Source organism: Vibrio lamellibrachiae (assembly GCF_050337265.1).
In the GTDB taxonomy this organism is placed as follows: Bacteria; Pseudomonadota; Gammaproteobacteria; order Enterobacterales; family Vibrionaceae; genus Vibrio; species Vibrio kyushuensis.
Map to the genome: position 1 here is coordinate 33,261 of NZ_JAKJSU010000008.1, position 26,039 is coordinate 59,299.

19 protein-coding genes are annotated in these 26,039 nt (G+C 43.6%); 10 read left to right on the forward strand and 9 right to left on the reverse strand.

The genetic code is table 11. The features are described 5' to 3' along the window. Positions 1–14 precede the first annotated feature (14 nt). Positions 15–1,904: a pyruvate dehydrogenase complex dihydrolipoyllysine-residue acetyltransferase gene (gene aceF / locus L4C54_RS13475; protein ID WP_428808606.1), complete on the forward strand. Its 1,890-nt coding sequence runs from the start codon at positions 15–17 to the stop codon at positions 1,902–1,904. Positions 1,905–2,141: 237 nt separating this feature from the next. Beyond that, a complete protein-coding gene (gene lpdA / locus L4C54_RS13480) occupies positions 2,142–3,572 on the forward strand; it encodes a dihydrolipoyl dehydrogenase (protein ID WP_428801164.1) in 1,431 nt (476 codons plus the stop codon). 88 nt (positions 3,573–3,660) lie between these two features. Here lpdA and L4C54_RS13485 read toward each other — a convergent pair whose 3' ends face one another. Next, positions 3,661–4,272 (reverse strand): LuxR/HapR/OpaR family quorum-sensing transcriptional regulator, encoded by a 612-nt coding sequence (locus L4C54_RS13485; RefSeq protein ID WP_428808607.1) that lies wholly within the window; start codon positions 4,270–4,272, stop codon positions 3,661–3,663. A 283-nt stretch (positions 4,273–4,555) separates the two neighbouring features. Here L4C54_RS13485 and hpt point away from each other — a divergent pair, with 283 nt between their 5' ends. Then, on the forward strand, positions 4,556–5,137 hold the full coding sequence (hpt, locus tag L4C54_RS13490; RefSeq protein WP_428808807.1) for a hypoxanthine phosphoribosyltransferase: 582 nt from the start codon (positions 4,556–4,558) through the stop codon (positions 5,135–5,137). A 75-nt stretch (positions 5,138–5,212) separates the two neighbouring features. Here hpt and can read toward each other — a convergent pair whose 3' ends face one another. Then, positions 5,213–5,878, reverse strand: a complete 666-nt coding sequence (can, locus tag L4C54_RS13495) for a carbonate dehydratase (protein ID WP_428808608.1) — start codon at positions 5,876–5,878, stop codon at positions 5,213–5,215. A gap of 226 nt (positions 5,879–6,104) precedes the next feature. Between can and L4C54_RS13500 the strand changes: the two genes are divergently transcribed. The 3 genes from L4C54_RS13500 to L4C54_RS13510 all read left to right on the forward strand — a co-directional run bounded on the left by L4C54_RS13500 (position 6,105) and on the right by L4C54_RS13510 (position 9,682). Next, a complete protein-coding gene (locus L4C54_RS13500; protein WP_428801161.1) occupies positions 6,105–7,775 on the forward strand; it encodes a SulP family inorganic anion transporter in 1,671 nt (556 codons plus the stop codon). A 210-nt stretch (positions 7,776–7,985) separates the two neighbouring features. Continuing rightward, the gene (locus L4C54_RS13505; RefSeq protein WP_428808609.1) at positions 7,986–8,909 is read left to right on the forward strand and encodes an ABC transporter ATP-binding protein; all 924 of its coding nucleotides are present in this window, start codon (positions 7,986–7,988) and stop codon (positions 8,907–8,909) included. 2 nt (positions 8,910–8,911) lie between these two features. Further along, the gene (locus L4C54_RS13510) at positions 8,912–9,682 is read left to right on the forward strand and encodes an ABC transporter permease (protein ID WP_428801159.1); all 771 of its coding nucleotides are present in this window, start codon (positions 8,912–8,914) and stop codon (positions 9,680–9,682) included. A gap of 81 nt (positions 9,683–9,763) precedes the next feature. Here L4C54_RS13510 and panC read toward each other — a convergent pair whose 3' ends face one another. The 7 genes from panC to sfsA form a co-directional block, all read right to left on the reverse strand. Further along, positions 9,764–10,666 (reverse strand): pantoate--beta-alanine ligase, encoded by a 903-nt coding sequence (gene panC, locus L4C54_RS13515; RefSeq protein ID WP_428808610.1) that lies wholly within the window; start codon positions 10,664–10,666, stop codon positions 9,764–9,766. Positions 10,667–10,677: 11 nt separating this feature from the next. Beyond that, complete coding sequence (gene panB / locus L4C54_RS13520) at positions 10,678–11,472, reverse strand: 3-methyl-2-oxobutanoate hydroxymethyltransferase (protein ID WP_428808611.1); 795 nt, start codon at positions 11,470–11,472, stop codon at positions 10,678–10,680. A 23-nt stretch (positions 11,473–11,495) separates the two neighbouring features. After that, on the reverse strand, positions 11,496–11,981 hold the full coding sequence (gene folK, locus L4C54_RS13525) for a 2-amino-4-hydroxy-6-hydroxymethyldihydropteridine diphosphokinase (protein ID WP_428808612.1): 486 nt from the start codon (positions 11,979–11,981) through the stop codon (positions 11,496–11,498). Next, positions 11,981–13,327 (reverse strand): polynucleotide adenylyltransferase PcnB, encoded by a 1,347-nt coding sequence (pcnB, locus tag L4C54_RS13530; RefSeq protein ID WP_428808613.1) that lies wholly within the window; start codon positions 13,325–13,327, stop codon positions 11,981–11,983. Before pcnB ends, folK begins: the two co-directional genes overlap by 1 nt. 87 nt (positions 13,328–13,414) lie before the next feature. After that, the gene (gene gluQRS / locus L4C54_RS13535; protein ID WP_428808614.1) at positions 13,415–14,305 is read right to left on the reverse strand and encodes a tRNA glutamyl-Q(34) synthetase GluQRS; all 891 of its coding nucleotides are present in this window, start codon (positions 14,303–14,305) and stop codon (positions 13,415–13,417) included. A gap of 248 nt (positions 14,306–14,553) precedes the next feature. Beyond that, entirely contained in the window at positions 14,554–15,000 is a 447-nt protein-coding gene (gene dksA / locus L4C54_RS13540; protein ID WP_428801153.1) for an RNA polymerase-binding protein DksA, read from the reverse strand. Positions 15,001–15,109: 109 nt separating this feature from the next. Next, a complete protein-coding gene (gene sfsA / locus L4C54_RS13545) occupies positions 15,110–15,853 on the reverse strand; it encodes a DNA/RNA nuclease SfsA (RefSeq protein ID WP_428808615.1) in 744 nt (247 codons plus the stop codon). 20 nt (positions 15,854–15,873) lie between these two features. On the opposite strand from sfsA, the gene hrpB reads away from it, so the two are divergent. The 4 genes from hrpB (at position 15,874) to acnB (ending at position 25,982) form a co-directional block, all read left to right on the forward strand. Then, the gene (hrpB, locus tag L4C54_RS13550) at positions 15,874–18,408 is read left to right on the forward strand and encodes an ATP-dependent helicase HrpB (protein WP_428808616.1); all 2,535 of its coding nucleotides are present in this window, start codon (positions 15,874–15,876) and stop codon (positions 18,406–18,408) included. Then, positions 18,405–20,771 (forward strand): penicillin-binding protein 1B, encoded by a 2,367-nt coding sequence (mrcB, locus tag L4C54_RS13555; RefSeq protein ID WP_428808617.1) that lies wholly within the window; start codon positions 18,405–18,407, stop codon positions 20,769–20,771. Before hrpB ends, mrcB begins: the two co-directional genes overlap by 4 nt. Positions 20,772–20,841: 70 nt before the next feature. Further along, the gene (locus L4C54_RS13560) at positions 20,842–23,151 is read left to right on the forward strand and encodes a patatin-like phospholipase family protein (RefSeq protein WP_428808618.1); all 2,310 of its coding nucleotides are present in this window, start codon (positions 20,842–20,844) and stop codon (positions 23,149–23,151) included. A 242-nt stretch (positions 23,152–23,393) separates the two neighbouring features. Continuing rightward, the gene (gene acnB / locus L4C54_RS13565; RefSeq protein WP_428808619.1) at positions 23,394–25,982 is read left to right on the forward strand and encodes a bifunctional aconitate hydratase 2/2-methylisocitrate dehydratase; all 2,589 of its coding nucleotides are present in this window, start codon (positions 23,394–23,396) and stop codon (positions 25,980–25,982) included. Positions 25,983–26,039 lie beyond the last annotated feature (57 nt).

Genomic DNA, 26,039 nt, shown 5'->3' on the forward strand with positions numbered 1-26,039 from the left:
GGTAGGAAAACACAATGACAATCGAAATTAATGTTCCTGACATTGGTGCTGATGAAGTTGAAGTCACTGAAATTCTGGTAAACGTTGGCGACAAGGTTGAAGAAGAGCAGTCACTGATCACTGTTGAAGGCGACAAAGCTTCAATGGAAGTACCTGCGTCTCAAGCGGGTATCGTTAAAGAAATCAAGATCTCTGAAGGCGATTCAGTGACGACTGGTTCTTTAATCATGATCTTCGAAGCGGAGGGTGCAGCAGCTGCACCAGCTCCTGTAGTTGAAGCGGCTCCAGTAGCTGCTCCTGCGGCAGCTTCAGTTTCTGAACTTAAAGAAGTTCATGTTCCTGACATTGGCGGTGACGAAGTAGAAGTTACTGAAATCATGGTTGCAGTCGGCGATGCAATTGAAGAAGAGCAATCTCTTCTGACTGTTGAAGGTGACAAAGCTTCTATGGAAGTTCCTGCACCATTCGCGGGTACTCTTAAAGAGATCAAAATTGCAGCGGGCGATACAGTATCAACTGGCTCTCTAGTGATGATCTTTGAAGTTGCAGGCTCTGGTGCTTCAGTAGCACCGGTAGTGGCTCAAGCGGCAGCACCTGTTGCAGCGGCTCCAGCAGTATCTGCTGAGAAAGAAGTGAACGTTCCTGATATCGGTGGTGACGAAGTAGAAGTTACTGAAATCATGGTAGCGGTTGGCGATACAGTAGAAGAAGAGCAATCTCTAATTACTGTTGAAGGCGACAAAGCGTCAATGGAAGTACCGGCTCCTTTCTCTGGTACAGTTAAAGAAATCAAGATTGCAGCTGGCGATAAAGTGTCAACTGGCTCACTAATCATGACTTTCGTTGTTGAAGGCGCGGCACCAGTAGCAGCTCCAGTTGCACAAGCAGCACCTGCGGCGGCTCCGGCAGCTGTATCTGCTCCAGCAGCTAAAGCTGAGGCTTCTGCAGCGAACGACTTCCAAGAGAACGGTGACTACGCGCACGCATCTCCAGTGGTTCGTCGTCTTGCTCGCGAATTTGGCGTTAACCTTTCTAAGGTTAAAGGTACTGGCCGTAAGAGCCGCATCCTAAAAGAAGACGTACAGTCTTACGTTAAAGATGCGCTTAAACGTCTTGAGTCTGGTGCTGCAGCATCAGGTAAAGGCGGCGACGGTTCTGCACTTGGTCTTCTTCCTTGGCCGAAAATTGATTTCAGCAAGTTTGGTGAAACTGAAGTTCAAAAACTGTCTCGCATCAAGAAAATCTCTGGTGCAAACCTACACCGTAACTGGGTAATGATCCCTCATGTTACTCAGTGGGATAACGCAGACATCACTGAGCTTGAAGCATTCCGTAAAGCACAGAACGCAATCGAAGCTAAGAAAGACACTGGCATGAAGATCACACCACTTGTGTTCATTATGAAAGCAGTAGCAAAAGCACTAGAAGCATTCCCTTCTTTCAACTCTTCACTGTCAGATGACGGCGAAAGCGTAATTCTTAAGAAGTACGTAAACGTTGGTATTGCTGTTGATACGCCAAACGGCCTAGTTGTTCCAGTATTTAAAGACGTGAACAAGAAAGGTATCTACGAGCTTTCTGAAGAGCTAATGGCTGTTTCTAAGAAAGCACGTTCTGGCAAACTAACCGCTGCAGACATGCAAGGCGGCTGTTTCACTATCTCTAGCCTTGGTGGCATTGGTGGTACTGCATTTACACCTATCGTAAATGCACCAGAAGTTGGTATCCTAGGTGTGTCTAAGTCTGAAATGAAGCCGGTATGGAACGGTAAAGAATTCCAACCACGCTTACAGCTTCCACTTTCTCTTTCATACGATCACCGTGTGATTGATGGTGCTGAAGGTGCTCGCTTTATTACATTCTTAAATAGCGCGCTATCAGATATCCGCCGTTTGGTTCTGTAAAGTTTGCAAATCTAAGGTGACTTTCGGGTCACCTTAATTGTTTTATGTAACGCATATTATTAGATAACAATTTCATTCAATTCTAAGAAACTGATGGTGAATTGTTGTCTAGCTCACAGGCTAACTGAATGCTTCTTTCACACTGTTAACATCTCTGTAAAATGTTTCACGTTTGAAAGTCCATATATTTGGAATACCTACTTAGCCTGTTAGGGATAATGACTACAAGAGGTCACAATGAGCAAAGAAATCAAAGCCCAAGTTGTTGTACTTGGTTCAGGTCCTGCTGGTTACTCAGCTGCATTCCGCTGTGCAGACTTAGGTCTAGAGACAGTTTTAGTTGAACGTTACAGCACTCTTGGTGGTGTATGTTTGAACGTTGGTTGTATCCCATCAAAAGCTCTTCTTCACGTTTCAAAAGTTATTGAAGAAGCAAAAGCGATGGCTGAGCACGGCGTTGTTTTCGGCGAGCCACAGACTGACATCAGCAAGATCCGTATCTGGAAAGAGAAAGTTGTCGATCAACTAACTGGCGGTCTTGGCGGAATGGCTAAGATGCGTAACGTTACAGTTGTTAACGGTTTTGGTAAGTTCACGGGTCCTAACAGCATTCTTGTTGAAGGCGAAGGCGAAGCAACAACAGTTAACTTCGACAACGCGATCATTGCAGCGGGTTCTCGTCCAATTAAACTTCCATTTATTCCGCATGAAGATCCACGTATTTGGGATTCTACGGATGCTCTAGAGCTGAACGAAGTACCAGAGAAACTGCTTATCATGGGTGGTGGTATCATCGGTCTTGAGATGGGTACGGTTTACCACTCTCTAGGTTCTAAAGTTGAAGTTGTTGAGATGTTCGATCAAGTTATCCCTGCAGCGGATAAAGACATCGTTAAAGTCTTCACTAAACGCATTAAGAATAAGTTCAAGCTAATGCTTGAAACGAAAGTAACGGCAGTTGAAGCGAAAGAAGATGGTATCTACGTTTCAATGGAAGGCAAGAAAGCACCAGCAGAAGCTGAGCGCTACGATGCTGTTCTTGTTGCTATCGGTCGTGTTCCAAATGGTGCATTAATCGACGCTGAAAAAGCGGGTATTGAAGTTGATGAGCGTGGCTTCATTAACGTTGATAAGCAGTTGCGTACGAACGTTTCACATATTCACGCTATCGGCGATGTTGTTGGTCAGCCTATGCTTGCTCACAAAGGTGTGCATGAAGGCCACGTTGCGGCTGAAGTTATTTCAGGTAAGAAGCACTACTTCGACCCTAAAGTAATCCCATCAATCGCGTACACTGAGCCAGAAGTCGCGTGGGTAGGTAAGACTGAGAAAGAAGCTAAGGCTGAAGGTCTGAACTACGAAGTTTCAACATTCCCTTGGGCTGCTTCAGGTCGTGCAATCGCATCTGACTGTGCTGACGGTATGACTAAGATGATCTTCGATAAAGATACTCATCGTGTCATCGGTGGTGCTGTTGTTGGTACTAACGGTGGTGAGCTACTGGGTGAGATCGGCCTTGCAATCGAAATGGGTTGTGATGCAGAAGATATCGCTCTGACTATCCACGCTCACCCGACTCTACATGAGTCTGTTGGTCTAGCTGCGGAAGTATTCGAAGGTTCAATTACTGACCTTCCAAACAAGAAAGCAGTGAAAAAGAAGAAGTAATTCTTTTTTAAATACTTTTTTGAATTAATAAAAAACCGCTGAATTCAGCGGTTTTTTTGTGCAAGAAGCTTAATGTTTATACTTAGTATTATTCGCCTTTGTAAATACACAGCATATCAAGGTAGCTATTGGTTAAGCTTTCCATTGCGACTTCATTTTGCAGACGGTTTGATTGAACAAATAAAGAGTAGCAAATACCGTGGAATAGGTTTGTTAAGTGGTCAGGGTCATGATCACTGCATACTTCTTCACGGTTAATTGCGTTGATAAACATGTTCTTCACTAACATTTGGTTAGTGCGATTTGAAGAGACAAACAGCGGCCAAACTTCATCGCGAGTTGATGCACTCCACTCAAACCAAACTTTCAACCAATTACAATCTTGAATTACAAGACTGACCATTTCGCTGGTGACGTTTCGTAAGTTTTGTTTTGCGTGTATGTCTAAATCGATGTTGTCAGCTAAAAAGTTTGAAAACTGACGCACTACGTAATTGAGTACATCATCGACGAGATCTTCTCGAGTTGGGAAGTAGTTAAATACTGTTGCAACAGACACTTGGGCAATTTCTGCAATGTCAGCGTGTCCGCCACGTCCTATTCCTCGTTTAGCAAATACTTCTAATGCAATTTCCATTAGTTGCAATTTACGTTTTTGTGGAGATAGGCGCGTACGTGGTCTTTTTGCTATAGAGTCCATATAGAGTTTTCCTTGCCAATTGACGTATTATTTGTGACGTTTAACCTTAGAGTCTTTGCTCTAATGTGTTTTTTGTTATTTGATCTAGCACAATGAGTGTAATGGTGCATATGATTTTGGTCAATGCCTTATGGTTATATAATAGTCAATAATGCGAATAGTGTTTAGATTCAATGTGCTTAATTTTATAAAGGCTCTAATAAATGAGAAATAATGACAAAGAGTGAAAAATTTAACTCATGAAGGGAGGAGTGTTACTATAGCCGCAAAATCGAGCAGTGAACTGAGTTCAAAGAACGTCAGAAACTGCAATAACCGCTTAATTGAGAATGGTATGAAACATACGATAGAACCTATGATTTCTGAGCAAGAAGTTCAGAAGCGAGTAAAAGAGCTAGGTGAGCAAATTACACAGCATTACCAAGGTAGTGAAGATTTGGTTATGGTTGGTTTGTTACGCGGTTCATTTGTCTTTATGGCTGATTTAGCGCGAGCGATAGACATTACTCATCAAGTTGATTTTATGACGGCTTCTAGCTACGGCAACACAATGGAAAGTAGCCGTGATGTACGTATTCTTAAAGACTTAGATGATGACATCAAAGGTAAAGATGTACTGTTGGTTGAAGATATTATTGATACTGGCAACACGCTGAGTAAAGTGATTGAAATTCTGACACTGCGCGAGCCTAAGTCGATTCAAGTTTGTACTCTGCTAGACAAACCAGTAAAGCGTGAAGTTGAAGTTGATGCTAAATGGATTGGTTTTGCTATCCCTGACGAATTTGTTGTTGGTGTTGGTATTGATTACGCACAAAAATACCGTCACTTACCATATATCGGAAAAGTTGTTCCACAGGAATAATCGCCAGATAGGTCAAAGCTAGAGACGATAGCTTATAGATTGAAACAAAAACGCTCACTAAAAGTGAGCGTTTTTTTATGAAGTTGTTTTATTCTCGTTACTGAGTATTTTAGCCATTGCCGCTTGGTAAGATACTTCGAGTGTTTCTCTGCTTGAGCACCTTACGCCTAGATCGAGAAGTTTGCCGTCTCCAATACCATAGACGACACCGTGAATCTGAACATCTTGACCACGTTCCCAAGCGCCTTGCAATACAGTTGAATTACCCAAGTTATACACTTGTTCTGCAACGTTAATTTCACATAATTTATCACCCCAAACTTCGCGCGGCATGTCACCAAGCCAATTACGGTGCTTAAGGTATAAATCACGAATGTGCAGCAGCCAGTTATTGATAAGACCAAGTTGGGTATTATCAATTGCTGCATTGACGCCACCACAGCCATAGTGGCCACAAACGATGATGTGATTCACTTTCAGTACATCAACGGCGTACTGAACAACTGAAAGACAGTTTAAGTCGGTATGGATAACTTGATTGGCAACATTACGGTGAACAAACAGCTCTCCGGAATATAGACCGGTTAATCGTTCAGCCGGGACTCGGCTATCTGAACAACCAATCCATAAGAAACCAGGGTTTTGCCCTTCTTCTAATGTGGCGAAATACTCAGGACGATCAGAGGTGATTGAATCAGACCACTTAGAGTTATTTTCAAATAGCTGCTTAATTTCTGGCATCTTAATTCCTTTTTTAACTCGCCACACTATACACAAAGTAACAAATTCAATCTTGTTAAAAATAGAGTGACGACAACTCATCTGACGAGCTGTTGCTCTGCAAATCACACACTTAAAATACAGCTCTACTATTTGTTAACTAACATTTACCTTAATTAGGGTGAAAAGTGACTGTTACATTTGCTACAGTGATGTGATTTGTTTTTTTATCAGCAGGGAGCTGAGTTTGTTTGGGAATCGTTTTGAAGACGTTCGCTTAAAAGGCGACATATTTGGTGGCGTAACCACTGCCATTATTTCACTACCGCTCGCATTGGCATTTGGTGTTGCTTCAGGAGCAGGGGCAGAAGCTGGATTATGGGGCGCAATTTTCGTTGGTTTTTTTGCCGCGTTATTTGGCGGCTCAACCAGTTTGATTTCTGAACCAACCGGGCCAATGACTGTGATCATGACGGCGGTCTTGACCAGTATGATGGCTAAGTACCCAGAAACTGGCATGGCAATGACATTCACGGTTGTCATGATGGCGGGCGCATTTCAGATACTGCTCGGTACTCTAAAGCTCGGCAAATACATTACGCTAATGCCGTACAGTGTTATCTCAGGCTTTATGTCTGGCATTGGCGTCATATTAATTATTTTGCAGTTGTCGCCTTTATTAGGGCATGCCGCTCCTTCTGGTGGTGTGATAGGAACTCTAAATGCACTTCCTGATACGGTGTCTAATCTGAAATTTAGCGAGCTGTTTCTAGGTGCTTCGACTCTTGCAATACTATTTTTCTTTCCTAAAAAGTATCGAAAGTATGTTCCGGCTCAGCTAGTTGCCTTAGTTGCAGTAACCCTTCTTTCCGTTATTTTATTCAACATGGACGACATTCGCCGCATTGGTGTTATTCCTGCAGGGTTACCTACTTTAGTCATTCCGCACATTAACGCTGAGATGTTTGTTGAAATGGTTATTGATGCGCTCGTGCTTGGTACATTAGGTTGCATTGACACCCTATTAACAGCGGTAATCGGTGACTCATTAACACGTAAAGATCATGACTCAGACAAAGAGTTAAGAGGGCAAGGGTTAGCGAACATGATTTCAGGTCTCTTTGGCGCACTGCCAGGGGCTGGTGCGACGATGGGTACGGTGACCAACATTCAAGTTGGCGCAAGATCGCCCGTATCCGGCATGATTCGCGCTTTAGTCTTAATGTTAGTAGTTCTTGTCGCGGGTGGTCTAACCGAACCTATCCCTATGGCGGTACTTGCCGGTATTGCAGTGTATGTTGGGTTTAATATCTTAGACTGGAGTTTTATTCAGCGTGCTCACAAGGTGAGTTTTGCTGGCATGAGCATCATGTATGGCGTAATGCTACTGACTGTATTTGTTGATCTAATTGTTGCCGTGGGCTTAGGCGTCTTTATTTCCAACATCATTATCATTGAACGACTGAGCCGTGAACAAGCAAGACAAGTGAAGGCGATCAGTGATGCTGATGAAGATGATGTCCCACTGACAGATAGCGAACGAGGTTTATTAGACCGAGCGAATGGTAAGGTTCTATTCTTCTATCTTTCAGGGCCGATGATCTTTAGTGTCTCTAAAGCGATCTCTCGTCAACATAATAGTATTTCTGATTATGAAGTTATGATATTAGACCTTACCGATGTGCCGATGATTGATGTGACAGTCGGCCTAGCGCTTGAAAACGCAATAAAAGATGCAAAAGATGCCCAATGTGAGGTGTTACTTCTATGCCCTAACGAGCAGACGCGCTCCCAGTTAGAAAAATTCCACGTGTTGGATTTAGTCTCGCAAGGTAATACTTACGCATTTCGTTATGAGGCTCTAAGAGCTGCTCTGAAATATGTCGAGAGCGATGAACATCAAACCAATACTATTTAGAACTGATTACATTGAGTAATTTATAACGAAGGCGTAGCACTCAATTTGCTGCGCCTTTTTTGTATGTACTCTAGAATGTAACTCTGAACCTCGACATTCCGTATCATGATTTATTCATCCCTATATCAGCTTAATTCAGATGTTGGGTTGAAAAATAGCCTAGCTGACGTCATCTGTTAGCCATAAATAGAAAAAGAGTAATGTCATATTATGTACGCATTAGAAATAGAGCAGCTGCGAAAAACTTATGCTGGTGGCTTTGAAGCCCTAAAAGGCATCAGTTTGAACGTCGAGAAAGGCGATTTTTATGCCTTACTTGGGCCTAATGGGGCAGGTAAATCGACCACGATTGGTGTGGTTTCGTCGCTGGTAAATAAAACCTCTGGGAAAGTGAAAGTATTCGGCTTTGATATCGATAGCGATCTAGAGCTGGCAAAACAAAACCTTGGGTTAGTGCCGCAAGAGTTTAATTTCAATCAATTTGAAACGGTTGAACAAATCGTTCTGCAACAAGCAGGCTACTACGGTGTGTCAAAAGCGCTGGCGAAAGAGCGAGCTAAAAAGTATCTCTCTCAGCTCGATTTGTGGGAAAAACGCAGTGAGCGCGCACGAAACTTATCAGGTGGTATGAAACGCCGATTGATGATTGCTCGTGCACTTATGCATGAGCCTCAGTTATTGATCTTAGATGAGCCAACGGCAGGGGTTGATATAGAACTAAGACGCTCAATGTGGGATTTTTTAAAACAGATCAACAAAGAGCAGGGCATCACTATTATTTTGACGACTCACTATCTGGAAGAAGCGGAAATGCTATGTCGCAACATTGGCATCATTAACCGTGGTGAGCTTATTGAAAATACCAGTATGAAAGCACTATTGAATCAGCTGCACGTTGAGACCTTTATTCTTGACCTAGAAGGGGTTGAATCTCTTGCTGAACTTGATGGTGTTAATTCTCAACAACTGATTAATGGCTCGCTAGAGATAGAAATAGAGAAAACTCTGGGGTTAAATCATGTATTTACCCAACTAACAGAGCAGGGCATTAAAGTACTTTCGATGCGTAATAAGGCAAACCGTTTAGAAGAACTATTTGTTAGTATCGTAAGAGATCAGGCTGAGGAGCAATAACTATGTATCAAATATATTGGACGGCGTTTTGCAGCTTAGTCACCAAAGAAGTGAACCGTTTCACCCGTATCTGGGTTCAAACTCTGGTTCCACCTGCTATCACCATGACCCTGTATTTCATTATTTTCGGTAACCTTATTGGTGCACGCATTGGTGAAATGAACGGCTTTAGTTATATGGAATATATCGTTCCAGGCCTGATTATGATGTCGGTTATTACTAACTCTTATTCTAATGTGGCTTCGTCATTCTTCAGTGCTAAGTTCCAAAAGAATATTGAGGAATTACTCGTCGCTCCGGTGCCCAACTACGTCATTATTGCCGGATTTGTCATGGGTGGTGTAACGCGTGGTCTGCTTGTCGGTATTATCGTGACGTTTGTTTCGCTGTTCTTTGTTGACCTTCAAGTTGAGCACTGGGGTATTATTGCGCTGACCGTCTTCTTAACTTCGGTGGTGTTTTCGTTGGGCGGATTGATCAATGCAGTATTTGCAAAGACGTTTGATGATATCTCGATTATTCCAACGTTTATCTTAACGCCATTGACCTACTTAGGCGGGGTATTTTACTCGATCAGTTTATTGCCTGAATTCTGGCAAACGGTTTCTAAAATAAATCCAATTGTTTATATGGTTAACGCATTTAGATACGGGTTTTTAGGAGTATCCGATGTTGATATCGTGACCTCATTCTCCGTTCTTATTGTGTTTGTTGTAGCACTTTATGCCGTTGCTCATTATTTGGTTACACGAGGCATAGGTCTAAGAAGCTAAGTTTTTTAGCTATTATGAAATGAGAAAAGGTCGACATCGAGTCGACCTTTTTATTGGGTATTTGAACGTGTTTTAGCGGGGTTATTCCGATTCAGTTGCTTGAGCTTCAGTGTTAACTTCTTCTTTAGTCTCAGTTACTAGCTCAACCACTTGGTTATCGATCAATCGAGCTTGCCCTAAGAAGGCTGACATTAAGATAACTGCTTGGGTACTCTGATCGCTCACTGCTTGAAGGTTTCGAGCGTCACGGATAAAGATCTCATCAGGCTGTAAACCCGCTGCGCGAAGTTGGTCGCTTGCATCTTCAATTAGGGAGTCGTAGTCACTACGTCCACCTCGAATCGCACTGCTTACCCAACGCATAGTACGAGCAACAACAGGTGCTCGTTGGCGCTCATCAATGGTCAATAAACCGTTACGAGAACTCATCGCCACACCATCCATTTCACGTACAGTTGGCAGCCCGATGATTTCGATGTCCATCGCAAGATCTGTTGTCATTTGACGAATAACAGCGAGTTGCTGGAAGTCTTTTTCACCAAAGCATGCAAAGTCAGGCTGAACAATATTAAATAGCTTAGTAACAATCGTTGCGACACCACGGAAGTGACCTGGGCGGGAAGCACCTTCTAACATGGTGGAAAGTACGGGTACTTCAACAAAGCTCTGCTTATCTAAACCCTGCGGGTACATCACTTCAGGTGTCGGCGTGAACACTAATTCAACACCTTCTGCCGTCAGTTTAGCAATGTCATCTTCTAGCGTTCTAGGGTAGTTCGTTAAATCGTCGGCACGTTCAAATTGCATAGGATTAACGAAGATACTGACAACAACAATATCGGCATGTTCACGGGCTTTTTTAACTAAAGCGATATGGCCTTCATGTAAGTTACCCATTGTAGGAACAAAGGCAACAGTACGTCCGTCACGCTTGTATTGCTTGATTTGCTCTCGAACTAACGCTATCTCAGCTAAAATATGCATAATCGAACTCCCTAGGCGATGGTATGAGCGTCATCAGGGAAAGCACCGCTTTCCACTTCGCTAATATATTTAGCCACAGCTGAACGCATGTCACCAGTTTCAGCAAGGAAGTTTTTCGAGAACCTCGGCATGTAATTGGCTGAAATACCGAACATGTCGTGCATGACCAGAATTTGACCGTCAGTTACGTTGCCAGCACCAATACCAATTACTGGAACATCTACAACTTCAGTGATGCGCTTAGCAAGTGAGGCAGGAACACACTCAAGCAAGACGATTTGAGCGCCTGCTTCTTGCAATGCAAGTGCATCTTTTACCATGCGATCAGCATTTTCTTGATCGCGACCTTGAACTTTATAACCGCCAAAAATGTTTACTGATTGAGGGGTTAAGCCTAGGTGAGCACAAACAGGGACAGCACGCTCAGTCAACATTTTCACTGTCTCTACTAACCAATCACCGCCTTCAATCTTAACCATGTTCGCGCCAGCTTGCATAAGCTTCGCTGCACTCTCACAGGCTTGATCTGGAGTCGCGTAACTCATGAATGGCATATCAGCCATTAGCAGACAGTTAGGGCTACCAGCACGTACACAGCGAGTATGATAGGCAATATCGTCAACGGTTACTGGAAGCGTATCGTTTTTTCCTTGTAAAACCATACCTAAAGAGTCACCAACTAGCAGTACTGGCATCTCTTGGCTTTCAAAAAGTTGGGCAAAACTCGCATCGTATGCAGTAGATGTCGCGAATTTACGACCTTCTTGTTTGCACTTGATTAGGTCGTTGATTGTAATTTTTTTCATGATTTATCCTTACAAGGCGTTGGCTATGATTGCCAAGTGCTGAGGCCGTTTCGATCGACTTTAGAAAGCAGATGTTGCAGCTCAGTCCCATCCGGGAGTGTTAAATTTGGTGCGATTTCAGCAAGCGGGTAGAGTACAAACTCACGCTCTTTCATTCCATAGTGTGGAACAATAAGACGCTCGGAATCGATTACGTCATTGCCGTAAAGAATGATGTCTAAATCTAGGGTTCGTGGACCCCAACGCTCATCTTTACGGACTCGCCCTTGTTCTAACTCGATTGTTTGAGTGCAATCGAGTAACTCAAGTGGCGTTAATTGGGTTTCAATCGCCACCACAGCGTTAATGTAGTCAGGTTGGTCCTGAGGCCCCATTGGGCTACTACTATAAAGCTGTGATGCGCTGAGTAGTGTAGATTTCGGCAAATGCTTTAATGCTTCAATGGCCCCATTTGCTTGTCCGACTGGATCGGCAAGATTACTGCCGATCGCAATATACACAATCGCCATTATTCTGGCTTACTCTTTTTGCTGCGGTTATTTCTACGGCGACGGAAAGGCTTTTTAGGGCCGCTATCTTCAAGATCTGCTGCCATGGTTTGACGTTGATTACGTCCTGAGTTTTGGAATGTATTCCACCACTCAGCCAGCTTCTTAGTGTCACCGCCTTCAACTTCGCCACGCATCTCAAGGAAGTCATAACCTGCACGGAACTTGTTTAGCTCCATCAATCTAAAGGCACGTTTGCCATTACGGCGTGGTAAACGCAACTGCAGCTGCCAGATTTCGCGAATGGTTGCGGTGTGACGTCTAGGAATAGCAATGGTTTTCACTTGCTTATCTAAGATGATGTTACTTGCTTCCATAATGGCATCATAGTGGCCTAGCTTGCCTTCACTCATCAGTTGGTCTGCAAGCGTGTTTAACGGATACCAAAGCATTGCAGCAAACATGAATGCTGGGTTAATTCGTTTTTCATCTTCAATACGAAGATCTGTTGAATCAAACACAAGATCAAGCATTTGCTCAGTTGGTGATGAGTAATCTTCAGTAAAGTGTTCGGCAATGGCTGGGAACATCTGCTGGAATAGATTGTATTCACGCATTAGGTGATAGGTTTCTAGCCCATAACCTGATTGCAGCAGTTTTAGCGACTCTTCATACAAGCGAGCAGAAGGAATGCCTTGTAGCAGTGGTGCAAGCTCTTCTATTGGTGCAGCCGTGTCTTCTTCGATATCAAAATCGAGCTTTGCAGCGAAACGAATTGCACGCAGCATCCGTACAGGGTCTTCACGGTAGCGAACTTCTGGATCGCCAATCAGTCTGATTAATTTGTCTTCGAGATCTTCCACACCACCGGCATAGTCGTGAATGCTGTAGTCACCAATGCTGTAATACATGGCGTTAATCGAAAAATCACGGCGTTCAGCATCTTCATCAATGCTGCCATAGACGTTATCACGGAGTAGCATGCCTTCATCAGATTGTGCTGATACGTTTTTGCTTGGTTCTTGATGGTGACCACGGAAGGTCGCCACTTCGATAATATCTCGACCAAACATAATATGAGCTAAGCGGAAACGGCGGCCGATTAGGCGGCAGTTTCTAAATAAGTGCTTAATTTGCTCGGGTGTCGCGTTGGTTGCGATATCGAAATCTTTTGGTGCAAGATCAAGGAGCAGGTCACGGACGCCACCTCCAACGAGGTAAGCTTCAAAACCAGCGCCATTGAGTCGGTATAGCACCTTTAGAGCATTGTCACTGATTTGCTTGCGTGAAATGTTGTGCTCATCGCGAGCGATGACATTCAATGCAAGTTCTGGAAATTGGCTTGGTGTATATTCGTTATTATTCATGAGCTTCTGGCAATATTGGCTTGAACCAAGGTTGCTTTATTAAGTGATTATTTGCCTAGTAAGGCCTAATTTGGGGCTAATAATAGCCTAAGGAGCGCCATTTGAGAATCTTGCTGTGCTTGCCAACGTATTTGGCAGTTGCTGCAAAGACCAATTTTGACATCCCCATGTAATGATTTCGTCTAATTTTGCACAGGCAATATGCGTATCAATATCAAAACCGAGAAAGGTCATTGCTGCTAATAAAGTCTTTATAGGCTCTTCATTATTAAGCGCTGGTGCATGGTTTTGTTTTGATAGCTTGTTGCCATTGTCATCAAGAGCCAGTGGTAAGTGAACATAGCTGACTTCAGGTTTTTTCATCGCATGGTAGAGATTAATCTGTCGACCTGTGGGTTCAATTAGATCGGCGCCACGGACAACCTCTGTTACTTCTTGATCAATATCATCCAATACTACCGCAAGATTGTATGCGTACAATCCATCACGACGTTTGATAATAAAATCTTCATCTGCCAATGCTTGTGGAATGGCGATGCGACCGTGTTTTTGGTCAATGAAGTGAGCAATAGCTTGGGGCACTTTAAAACGTACTGAGCAAGGCTCATTCGATGATATCGTTGCACCTCGGCACGTCCCAAGATAAAAGCCACCCGACTGTTTAATCTGCTTTCGCGTACATTGACAATAATAAGCCTCTTTTGAGAGTAACCATTGTTCTATCTGGTCTTGGTATAGTTGATGGCGCTGGCTTTGATAAACCACTTCACCATCCCAATGCAGGTGGTACGCCTCTAATGTCGCTAAAATTAGATCAGATGCACCGGGCATCTCTCTTGGTGGATCGAGGTCTTCTATTCTGACTAACCATTTACCATGCTGAGATTTTGCTTGAAAGTAACTGCCTAGGGCTGCCACTAATGAACCAAAGTGTAAAGGGCCTGATGGAGAAGGCGCAAAACGACCAACATAATTCATGATATTTGCCTGATATGACACCAATAATATCAATTATCTAATCATTCTTGCTGGCTCAAATCAGGGATAACTGCGTTAAAGATTTAGTAGTTAGGATAACTAGCTAGCTGCAATCTTTACCTTGTTCTACATGATTTTTTCTACGCAATTTAATGACTATCTAATTAATAACATTGGTATAAAACTGCAAAAAGGGAGCATAAGCTCCCAATTTATTTATCTAAAACTATTGGTAACAGAAACTAGGATTAACCTTGCATCTGTTTTTCTTTAATCTCAGAAAGCGTCTTACAGTCGATACAAAGGTCAGCTGTAGGGCGAGCTTCTAAGCGGCGGATACCAATTTCAATACCGCAAGATTCGCAGAAGCCGTACTCATCTTCTTCGATTTTGTTTAGCGTTTTTTCGATCTTTTTAATCAAGCGACGCTCACGGTCACGATTACGAAGCTCTAAGCTAAACTCTTCTTCTTGAGAAGCACGGTCAACCGGATCTGGGAAGTTCGCTGCTTCGTCCTGCATGTGGTGAACAGTACGATCAACTTCTACTCTCAGCTGGTTGCGCCAAGCGTCTAAAATTTTTGTAAAATGAGCTACCTGCTCAGGTGACATGTACTCTTCACCTGTCTTCGCTTGGTAAGGCTCAACACCTGCAATGGCTAGGATGCCAATCGCTTTTTTCTTTGATTCTGGCATGCAGCATCTCCTACTAACACCTAGTCAACTGCTTGAGCAGTCTATTTTAAGGCGGCTATCTATAGCAAAAAGAATCGGGCGACGCAAATCTTGGATAGCAAACTTTTTGTCATTGTGAAGGTGACATCATTTTTTGCTGGTTATTGATAAAATCAACAGCAGAAATGAGTTTGATTTCCGATTCAGAAATCTGTGCTTTGTAGCACAGGACTTCTACGCCTTGCTCTATTGCTTCGTTTAGTAAATATGAATAGTTGGCGTCTATATGGAGGGCTGCGGACACTTTTTCAATCCCTGAATGTAAAACAGTGAATAAAAGTACAGCTCTGCTTCCACTTTTCGCCATTTCCGTGAGCTCTCTCAAATGCTTTTGACCACGAGTAGTCACTGCATCAGGAAAGTAGCCCTGCCCACTATTATCATTATCTAGTAGGGTGACGCTTTTAACCTCTATATAGCATTTTGGCTTAGTTTCTGAATTGAGCAAGATATCAATGCGACTATTTTCACTGCCGTACTTCACTTCAGTTTTCAATTCGTTGTAGCCAGCAAGCTCTTTGATGATGCCATTTTCAATCGCTTCTACAGCCAAGTGGTTCGCTTTAACCGTATTTACACAGATCCAGTGACCCTGTTTGGTTTGAGCCAATTCCCAACTATTTGGGTATTTTCGCTTGAGATTATCAGAGGTTGAATACCAAACGGTATTTCCTTCATCAGCGCAGCCTGTCATTGCCCCGGTGTTGGCGCAATGAATAGTACGTTGCGATTGATCGGGCAGCTGGATATCTGCAAGGAAGCGTTTGTAACGCTTAAGTAATGTGGCGGATTCAAGAGGGGGATTAAAATGCATTTTTACTGTTTTTATGTACAATGGTGCTCTCATTACATCATAAGGCGTCCCCGTTGTCTTCACCGATTCAACTACCTATAGAAAGTGTGATCCCCGAGCTACTCTCTGGTGTTAAAACACATAATCAGCTGATCTTAAAAGCAGCCCCTGGCGCTGGTAAATCGACTTTCTTCCCGCTGCAACTCATTAAAGCCGGCCTATTTTCAGGTAAAATAATCATGCTTGAGCCAAGGCGTCTGGCAGCGAGAAATATCGCAGGTTACCTCGCGCAGCAGCTTGGAGAAAAAGTGGGTGATAGAGTTGGCTACCGAGTTCGCGGGGAAACACGTGTCGGCAGCAATACACAACTTGAGATCGTCACTGAAGGGATCATGACGCGGATGCTACAGTCAGATCCCGAGTTAACCGGTATTGATCTGCTGATTTTTGATGAGTTTCACGAACGCAGTATTCACGCCGATACTTCATTAGCGTTGAGCTTGGAAGTTCAAGATGCCTTGCGTGATGATCTTCATATTGTCGTCATGTCTGCGACACTGGATCAAAATGCTCTAACAACACTGTTGCCACAAGCTAAATATGTGGAATCACAAGGGAGAAGCTTTCCGGTTGAATATCGCTACAACGATTTAAAGCCCAATGATTACCTTATTCCAAGTGTCGTTAAGCAGATACAGTCTTTAATGGCGAGTGAAGAGGGATCACTGCTGGTTTTTCTTCCCGGAGTTGGGGCAATCAAACAGGTAGCCGATAAGCTAAACGATCTTGGCCTAGGTGAACCTGATGAAAAAGTAGCGGTTTTTCCGCTTTATGGTCAACTTACGTTTGCGCAGCAGCAAAATGCGATTGCACCAATAAAAGGTGGGCAACGTAAAGTCGTGTTAGCCACTAATATTGCAGAGACATCTTTAACTATTGAAGGCATTCGTTTAGTGCTTGATTGCGGTCTTGAGAGAGTGGCCAAATTCGATCTTAAAACGGGCATAACAAAACTTGATCAAGTCCGAATTGCTCAATCATCAGCGGAACAAAGAGCAGGTCGTGCTGGGCGATTAGAGCCTGGGATTTGTGTAAGACTCTATAGCGAAGGGCAGTTAAAACAGCAGCCTATTGTGCCAAGCGCTGAAATTCTAACGTCTGATCTCTGCTCTTTAGCGATGGAGCTTGCCCAATGGGGGACGGCAGAGATAAATGAATTGAAATGGCTTGATACGCCGCCACAAGTGTCCATGGATCAAGCGAGGCAATTATTGAGGTCGCTAGGCCTAATGAACGAACAGTATCAACTTACTGGGTTAGGAAAAAAAGCACATCAGTTTGGCTTAGAGCCGCGTATCGCCAGCATGCTCGCTAAATCGCTCCAATACGATGACGCATTTTTTCAAACCGCAGTAGTGGTGGCTGCGCTGATTGAGGAGCCCGAGCGAAATACGCTTGATCTCCAAGATAGCCTTTATCGCCTCAAGCAAGGATCGCATCAGAAATCGCGTGCAATATTAAAACGTGCCGAGCAACTCGCGAGTAAATGTAAACAGAGGTTCGCTATTCATCTGGTTGAAGAGCGTTATGTTGCGGTGGTACTGAGCTTGGCATTCCCAGATAGAATTGCTCAATCGCGTTCAGCGAGAAGTGGAAAGTTTATTCTTTCCAATGGGCATGGCGCTGAAATCGACCAGTCTCATAGCTTGTCCGATTGTGACTATATCGTCGCTATCGATTTGATGCGAAGCCAACACCATTCAACACAAAGTGCCACTCGAATATTTTTAGCCGTTGAGCTTGATATTGATTTGCTACAGCAGAGTTTTTCTTCTCTTTTTGTTCATCAAGAGATTGTCGAGTGGAATGACAGTAAAGGGCGGTTGATAGCAGAAAAGCAGCTAAAACTGGGTGATTTAATTGTCAGTCGCAAAGAGTTAACCACGCTTGATAAACAAAAAATGACCAATGCTTTACTTAATTATGTAAAACAAAAGGGATTATCAGTATTAAATTGGACTAAGTCGGCAGATGAATTATTAACTCGTATTCGTTGTGGTGCTAATTGGCTTCCTGAAAAGGGGTGGCCCAAAATGGATGATGAGAGTTTGCTTGATGATCTCGACAGCTGGTTAGCGCCTTATATGTCAGGAATAACCTCAGTTAAAGGCCTGAAAAGTATAGATTTGGTGCAAGTGCTGCAAGCGCACTTGGGTTGGCCTCTTAACCAAGAGATCGATCAGTATTTGCCGGTTTCTCATAAGCTACCTACGGGCTCGAATAAAAGAATTCGTTATGAAGTAGGAAGTGAACCGATTCTGTCGGTACGTATGCAAGAAATATTTGGAGAGAAAGAGTCACCATTGATCGCGCTTGGAAAAAAGAAAATTGTCTTAGAGCTACTTTCTCCCGCTCAACGTCCTCTTCAAGTGACTCAAGACCTCGCCTCTTTTTGGGCTGGCTCTTATAAAGAAGTGCAAAAAGAGATGAAGGGTCGATACCCAAAACATGTTTGGCCAGATGATCCTGCAAATCATATCGCCACCAGTAAAACTAAACGGCAGTTCAATAAATGACCGATAAAAAAGCGCCTGCAAAAAAGGCGAGCACTAAGAAAAAGCCAGCTCCTCGTAAAGCGGCTAAAAGAAAACCAGCACGAAAGAAAAGCACTTCTACACAGCGTTCATGGCTTAAGAAGCTGTGGAGCGTTGGCTGGAAGCTCGGTCTTGCTGGGTTAGCGGTATTGGTTTTTGTCGGCGTTTACCTTGATAGCGTTGTTAAACAGAAATTTGAAGGTCAACTATTTAGCTTGCCGACAGTGGTGTATGCGCGAATTCTAAATATCACCCCTGGTTCGTCCACGACACTTAAGCAGCTAAGCAATGAATTAGATGTACTTAACTATCGTAAAGTACGCCAGCCACGCTACCCAGGGGAGTACTCTTCTTCTTCTAATAAGTTGGAGGTAATTCGTCGTCCTTTTGAGTTCTCTGACGGGCCAGAGCCTTCTCGTCATGTGATGATTCATTTCGACTCTAACGGCGTGACTCGAATTCAATCGTTAGAGCAGAGTGGTAATTTAGGTTATCTGCGTATCGATCCAAAAATGTTGGGAATGCTTGAAAAAAATACCGATGAACAGCGGCTGTTCTTACGACGTGAAGAGTTTCCAGAAGTGATGGTTGATGCACTGCTTGTGACCGAAGATCGTCATTTTTACCAGCATGATGGAGTATCGCCGTTAGCCATTGCCCGTGCGATGGTGGTCAATATGAAAGCGGGGCGTACCGTTCAAGGCGGTAGTACGTTAACCCAGCAGTTGGCAAAAAATCTGTTCCTATCGAGCGATCGAACCTTGTGGCGTAAGATTAGAGAAGCGTACATTGCGATCATTTTGGATCATCGTTACAGCAAAGATCGTATCTTAGAAGCGTATTTAAATGAAGTGTATCTAGGGCAAAGCGGTGGTGAGGCGATTCACGGTTTTGGTTTAGCGTCTCGACTCTATTTTGGTCAGCCGATTAATGAATTAAGAATCGATCAGCTAGCACTTTTGGTTGGTATGGTAAAAGGCCCGTCATACTACAACCCCATTCGTCAGCCAGAACGTGCCAAAGCACGCCGAGATTTAGTGCTTAGAATGATGATGCAGCAAGACATTTTAACGGCTAATCAATACGATCAAGCAGCAAGTCGACCACTCGATATTCAAGATAACCCGAGGATCGCTAGCCGTCAGCCTGCCTATTTCCAACAAGTGAATATCGAGCTTAGAGAAAAAGTGGGCAGTGCGTTCCAGTCAGAAATTGGGCTACGTGTGTTTACTTCGCTTGATCCAGTTTCTCAGCAAGAGCTTGAAAGAGCCATTGCGAAGAAAGTCCCAGACCTTGCTAAAAGGGCGGGAGACTCATTAGAAGGCGCGGCGGTTGCGGTTGACCGACATAGTGGTGAAATACGTGCCATGGTTGGTGGTAAGCGCACGGGTTATGATGGCTTTAATCGAGCTCTCAATGCCAGTCGTCAAATTGGGTCACTGGCTAAGCCTGCGATCTATTTAACAGCACTAGAGCAGCCCGAGAAGTATAACTTAGCAACGACATTACAAGATAAGCCGATAAGCTTAAAAGGCAGTAAAGGCGATGTCTGGTCTCCAAGAAACTACGATCGAGAATTTCGTGGTGAAGTGCCGTTAATCGACGCTTTATCGAAATCATTGAATGTGCCGACTGTCTATTTAGGTATGCAGTTAGGGATTCCCGAAGTCATGAAGACTTTAGAGAAGCTTGGTGTCGATCGCTCTGAAATTCGCCCAGTACCTTCTATGTTCTTAGGTTCATTTACTTTAACGCCATTCCAAGTGGCGCAGATGTATCAAACGCTGACTAACTCTGGCAGAAAAGCAGAGCTATCTGCACTTAGATCGGTATTGGATCAGGATGGCAACGTGCTGTATGAATCGATTCCCCGTGTTCAACAGCGTGTTTCTCAGCAAGCGGCTTGGCTGACAACGTATGCGATGAAGGTTGCAGTCGTTGAGGGAACAGGGCGTTTTCTGCATGGAAAATATTCTTGGGCAGCACTCGCTGGAAAAACAGGAACCAGTAACGATACACGTGATAGTTGGTTTGTAGGTGTTGATGGGCGAGAGGTGACGGCGATTTGGTTAGGTAGAGATGACAACAAACCAACCAAATTAACAGGATCGAGCGGCGCGTTAAGGGTATATTCTGAATACCTCCATCATCGTATTCCTGAAAGATTAGTACTGCCGTGGCCTAGAGAGATCAGTACGATTGGATTTAGCAAAACAAAGATGGGGCCGCTAGAGCTTGATTGTGATAACAAATTCAAATTGCCAATGTGGGATCCGAAAGGTGTGATTAAACAGAACTGCGAAAATAAACCTGCAGGTTGGCTTAAAAAGATATTCACATGGTAGTTTAATCAAGTAATATCAATTTAGCTTTTTGTTATCTCAAGCTATTTCAAGCAATTAAAGGATTAATGTTGTGCGTTTTCTATTCAGCTTTTCGGTTTTACTCGCGTATTCAACTTGCTCTATTTCTTGGGCAAATGAAGTTGCGCCAGTTGAGAAAAAGTATGAAAGACCCCAAATAGCGGTAGTCCTTGCAGGAGGCGGTGCCAAAGGTGCCGCACACATTGGCGTATTGAAAGCGCTAGAAGAAATGCATATTCCTATCGATATTATTACAGGTACCAGTATGGGTGCCTATGTTGGTGGTTTATACGCTTCAGGTATGAGCGCCGATGAAATCGAGAGTTTAATTTACTCGGTTGAGTGGAGTCACGGCTATCGAGATCGCGTTGATCGAAGCGAAAGGCGAACTCGTGATAAAGAGTATGAAGACCGATACCAAATAAACACTGACCTTGGTTTACGTTGGGGTGAAGTTAAAGTCCCTAGGGGTGTGGTTCAAGGGCAAAACATGTTGCGTATTTTGCGTGAAACCTCCGGCAACCTCCCACCATTAGAGTCATTTGATGACTTGGTTATCCCTTTTCGCTCCGTAGCCACCGATATTATCGAATTAGAACCGGTTGTTATCGGTGAGGGTTACCTTGTTGACGCCATGATGGCGAGTATGTCAGTGCCCGGTGTGCTTCCTCCATACGAAATCGATGGGCGGCAGCTAGTCGATGGAGGTGTGACTAACAACATGCCTGTCGATATTGCACGAGAAATGGGTGCAGATATCGTAATTGCGATTGATATCAGTAGTGATTACAAAAACGAAGAAGAGTTTAGTTCATTCCTAACCGTTGCCGATCAACTGTCTAATTATCTTGTGCGTCGAAGTACCGTTCTGCAGCAGGAAACATTAACTGATAAAGATATCTTCCTTCAGCCGGATGTCGGTCAGATGCAAACGACCGAATTTAAAAAAATGCCGGGCGCGTATCTGGAAGGGTATGAAGTCGCGATGGAAGAGTCTCTAAGGTTATCTCGCCTTTCTCTTTCTTCCGGTGACTATCAAGCTTACGTAGAAAAAAAGCAGGAAGCGCGTAAAACACTAGTCTACGGTGATGAAGTTGCTGTAGATAACATCGTCATCAATAATAACACTCACTACAGTGAAGAGTTATTGCGCTCTCGTTTAGGGCTAGAAGAAGGTAAAGCGCTGACAACAGAAGAGATTGAAGCTAGTGTTCAGGACCTATACGCGTTAGACCGCTTTGAGCTTATTACTTACGAATATGATAAAGATGAGCAAGGCAACGATATACTGATCGTCGATGTGAATGAAAAATCGTGGGGGCCGAATTACGTTAATTTCCGTTTCTTCTTAGAGGATGATTTCACTACCGACAGCCAATACTCTCTGGGTGTATCGAGTAATTTTACCGACTTTAACTCTGATGGCGCTGAGTTAATGCTCAATTTAGAGATGGGTACAGATAAGCTCATTGAAGCCGAGCTTTATTCCCCATTCATGTCCAGTCAAAAGATTTTTACCACAATGGGAGCTAGCTACAGCAATGATAAGCGAAATATGCCTATTGGAGGCCCTGTTCTAGAGCCATCACTTGATGCGACAGAAGATTACCTTCCTATAACCTATCGAGAATGGAAGGGAGAGCTAGCGCTTGGTTACCAAGAGACACTTTGGACTGAGTTTAAAGTTGGGCTACGTTATATTCAGGGGTACGGTGAGCTATCGACCTTACCGAGTTGTGTGGATTTAGACTTTACTCGTCAAGGTGCTTTTGTCGGTTACCGTTATGACACACTTGATGATTTCAGTATGCCTCGCTCTGGTATTTACGCCGACTTTGAGTATCTAGTCTCTCAAGACGAGGTCAATGGAGAGTCATTCTGCCTAGATGTAGAGAAAAGCCAGAACAGTGATACTGTCCAAGAAATTAGTGCCAAATTTATCGGTGCTTATACCCATGAACGTCATACTTTAGTGGGGAATATAGATATAGGTTTAACGGAAACTGAAAATGCATCAATGCCCATTGATCCCAAAGAAATTGGTGGTTTTCTTAATTTATCTGGTATCCCTCGCGATAGCTTAATTGGCCAAAACCTCGCTTACACCAGCTTAGTGTATCGATACCGTTGGTTTGACAATGATTTCGGATTATTTAGCTCTCCATTCTATCTAGGAAGCTCGATAGAGTATGGTGGTGTTTGGTCTGATCCAAATGTGAATGTTCAAGATGCACCTTTGTATCAAGCGGCTTCCGTGTTTGTTGGTGTTAACTCACCGATAGGACCAATTATGTTTGGTTATGGGTTTACTGAAGAGAACTATAATTCAATATATTTAATCATAGGGACGACGTATAAGTAGCAAATTGGCTGAGTTGATTTCGTAAAATCATCCAACTTTAGTCTTAACTTGCTATGTTGGTCAAAATGATAAGATTTTAATTTTAGGTTAAATTTGCTATCCTGCGTCCCACAGTTTGGCCTCTCTGGCGCTGCTCATCAATTCAATTGAATGACTTCTATGGCAATGGAGAGCCAAGTTTCCAAGGATGTTCACTCCTAGTTTTTATCGCTATGGATGAACCGCAATGAGAGGAAAAAGTCGTGCTTGAAGCCTACCGTAAACACGTCGAAGAGCGTGCTGCTGAGGGAGTTGTACCTAGGCCCCTAAATGCTGAACAAGTCGCAGGACTTGTTGAATTATTAAAAAATCCTCCTCAAGGGGAAGAAGAAGTCATTCTTGATCTACTCGAGAATCGCATTCCACCAGGTGTTGATGAAGCTGCTTATGTAAAAGCGGGCTTCTTAACAGCCGTCACTAAGGGCGAAGTAACGTCTCCGCTCGTTAGCCGTGAAAAAGCTACTGAACTGCTTGGTACTATGCAAGGCGGTTACAATATTGAATCTCTTGTCTCATTACTTGAAGACGCAGATTTAGCTCCTCTAGCTGTAAAAGCGCTGTCTCATACCCTGCTTATGTTTGACGCGTTTTATGATGTTGAAGAGAAAGCGAAAGCAGGCAACGCGTCTGCACAGCAAGTACTTCAATCTTGGGCTGATGCTGACTGGTTTACATCAAAACCAAAAGTAGCGGAAAAAATTACCGTTAAAGTATTCAAAGTCACTGGTGAAACGAACACCGATGACCTATCACCAGCTCCAGATGCTTGGTCTCGCCCTGATATCCCAGTACACGCAAAAGCAATGCTGAAGATGGAACGCGATGGCATCAAGCCTGATGAGCAAGGTAACGTTGGTCCATTAAACCAAATCGAAGATCTGCAAAAAGATGGCATTCCACTGGCTTACGTTGGTGATGTAGTCGGTACTGGTTCGTCGCGTAAGTCTGCAACCAACTCTGTACTTTGGTTTATGGGTGATGATATCCCTTACGTACCAAACAAGCGCACTGGTGGTGTTTGTCTAGGCGGAAAAATAGCGCCAATCTTCTACAACACAATGGAAGATTCAGGTGCACTACCGATTGAACTGAACGTTCAAGACATGAATATGGGTGATGTGATTGATATCTTCCCTTATGAAGGTGTTGTTCGTAAAGATGGTGCAGACATTTCTAGCTTTGAACTTGGTAAAGTACTGCTAGATGAAGTACGCGCTGGTGGCCGTATTCCACTGATCATCGGTCGTGGTTTAACAAGCCGAGCTCGTGAAGCGCTTGGTTTAGAAGAAACGGATTTATTTGCGAAACCAATTGACCCATCTGCTTCTGATAAAGGTTATACACTTGCTCAGAAGATGGTTGGTAAAGCTTGTGGTGTTGAGGGTGTTCGAGCAGGTCAGTACTGCGAACCTAAAATGACAACCGTTGGCTCTCAAGATACAACTGGCCCAATGACGCGTGATGAACTAAAAGATCTCGCTTGTCTTGGTTTCTCAGCAGACCTTGTAATGCAATCTTTCTGTCATACCTCTGCATATCCGAAACCAGTTGATGTAAACACTCACCATACGCTACCTGATTTCATTATGAATCGTGCTGGTGTGTCGCTACGTCCGGGTGATGGTGTAATTCACTCTTGGCTAAACCGTATGCTTCTTCCTGATACTGTTGGTACAGGTGGTGATTCGCATACTCGTTTCCCTCTTGGTATTTCATTCCCAGCAGGTTCTGGTCTTGTGGCATTTGCTGCTGCAACAGGCGTTATGCCTCTTGATATGCCTGAATCAATTTTGGTTCGCTTCAAAGGTGAAATGCAGCCAGGTATCACTCTACGTGACCTAGTACATGCGATTCCACTTTACGGCATCAAGCAAGGTCTTCTGACTGTTGAAAAAGCAGGTAAGATCAATGAGTTCTCTGGTCGAGTGCTAGAAATTGAAGGTGTTGAACATCTTTCAGTTGAGCAAGCGTTTGAGCTTTCAGATGCATCGGCAGAGCGTTCAGCTGCAGGTTGTACAGTGAAGCTTTCTAAAGAGTCTATTGAAGAGTACCTAAACTCTAACATCACTATGCTGAAGTGGATGATCGCTGAAGGTTATGGCGATGTTCGTACTCTAGAGCGCCGTATTACTGGCATGGAAGAGTGGCTAGCGAAACCAGATCTACTGTCTGCTGATGCTGACGCTGAATATGCACATGTAATTGAGATTGATCTTGCTGATATTGATCAACCTATCTTATGTGCACCAAATGACCCTGATGATGCTCGCCTTCTTTCTGACGTTCAAGGTACAGAGATTCAAGAAGTGTTCATCGGTTCTTGTATGACGAACATTGGTCACTTCCGTGCGGCAGGTAAGATGTTAGAGGAGTTTAACGGCTCACTAAATACTCGCCTATGGGTTGCTCCACCGACGAAGATGGATAGAGATCAGCTAACAGAAGAAGGTTATTACGGTATCTTCGGTCGTGCTGGCGTACGTATCGAAACTCCTGGCTGTTCATTATGTATGGGTAACCAAGCACGTGTAGCTGACGCTGCAACGGTAATGTCTACGTCGACTCGTAACTTCCCGAACCGTTTAGGTACAGGTGCAAATGTATACCTTGCTTCTGCTGAACTATCAGCGGTAGGCGCAATCCTTGGTCGTATTCCGACTAAAGAAGAGTACCTAGAGTATGCTCAGAAGATTGACGCGACAGCAGCGGATACATACCGTTACTTAAACTTCCATACAATGAGCGAGTACACAGATAAAGCAGACACGGTAATCTTCCAAGAACCTGCTTAATCACTAACTCGCTTTATAAAGTGACAAAAGACCTCAAACTTATTTGAGGTCTTTTTT

Bases quoted from the DNA above. Each gene is read 5' to 3' on its own strand.
- aceF (WP_428808606.1), top strand. From the start codon at position 15: ATGACAATCGAAATTAATGTTCCTGACATTGGTGCTGATGAAGTTGAA.
- lpdA (WP_428801164.1), top strand. From the start codon at position 2,142: ATGAGCAAAGAAATCAAAGCCCAAGTTGTTGTACTTGGTTCAGGTCCT.
- L4C54_RS13485 (WP_428808607.1), bottom strand. From the start codon at position 4,272: ATGGACTCTATAGCAAAAAGACCACGTACGCGCCTATCTCCACAAAAA.
- can (WP_428808608.1), bottom strand. From the start codon at position 5,878: ATGCCAGAAATTAAGCAGCTATTTGAAAATAACTCTAAGTGGTCTGAT.
- L4C54_RS13505 (WP_428808609.1), top strand. From the start codon at position 7,986: ATGTACGCATTAGAAATAGAGCAGCTGCGAAAAACTTATGCTGGTGGC.
- L4C54_RS13510 (WP_428801159.1), top strand. From the start codon at position 8,912: ATGTATCAAATATATTGGACGGCGTTTTGCAGCTTAGTCACCAAAGAA.
- panC (WP_428808610.1), bottom strand. From the start codon at position 10,666: ATGCATATTTTAGCTGAGATAGCGTTAGTTCGAGAGCAAATCAAGCAA.
- panB (WP_428808611.1), bottom strand. From the start codon at position 11,472: ATGAAAAAAATTACAATCAACGACCTAATCAAGTGCAAACAAGAAGGT.
- folK (WP_428808612.1), bottom strand. From the start codon at position 11,981: ATGGCGATTGTGTATATTGCGATCGGCAGTAATCTTGCCGATCCAGTC.
- pcnB (WP_428808613.1), bottom strand. From the start codon at position 13,327: ATGAATAATAACGAATATACACCAAGCCAATTTCCAGAACTTGCATTG.
- gluQRS (WP_428808614.1), bottom strand. From the start codon at position 14,305: ATGAATTATGTTGGTCGTTTTGCGCCTTCTCCATCAGGCCCTTTACAC.
- dksA (WP_428801153.1), bottom strand. From the start codon at position 15,000: ATGCCAGAATCAAAGAAAAAAGCGATTGGCATCCTAGCCATTGCAGGT.
- sfsA (WP_428808615.1), bottom strand. From the start codon at position 15,853: ATGCATTTTAATCCCCCTCTTGAATCCGCCACATTACTTAAGCGTTAC.
- hrpB (WP_428808616.1), top strand. From the start codon at position 15,874: ATGGTGCTCTCATTACATCATAAGGCGTCCCCGTTGTCTTCACCGATT.
- mrcB (WP_428808617.1), top strand. From the start codon at position 18,405: ATGACCGATAAAAAAGCGCCTGCAAAAAAGGCGAGCACTAAGAAAAAG.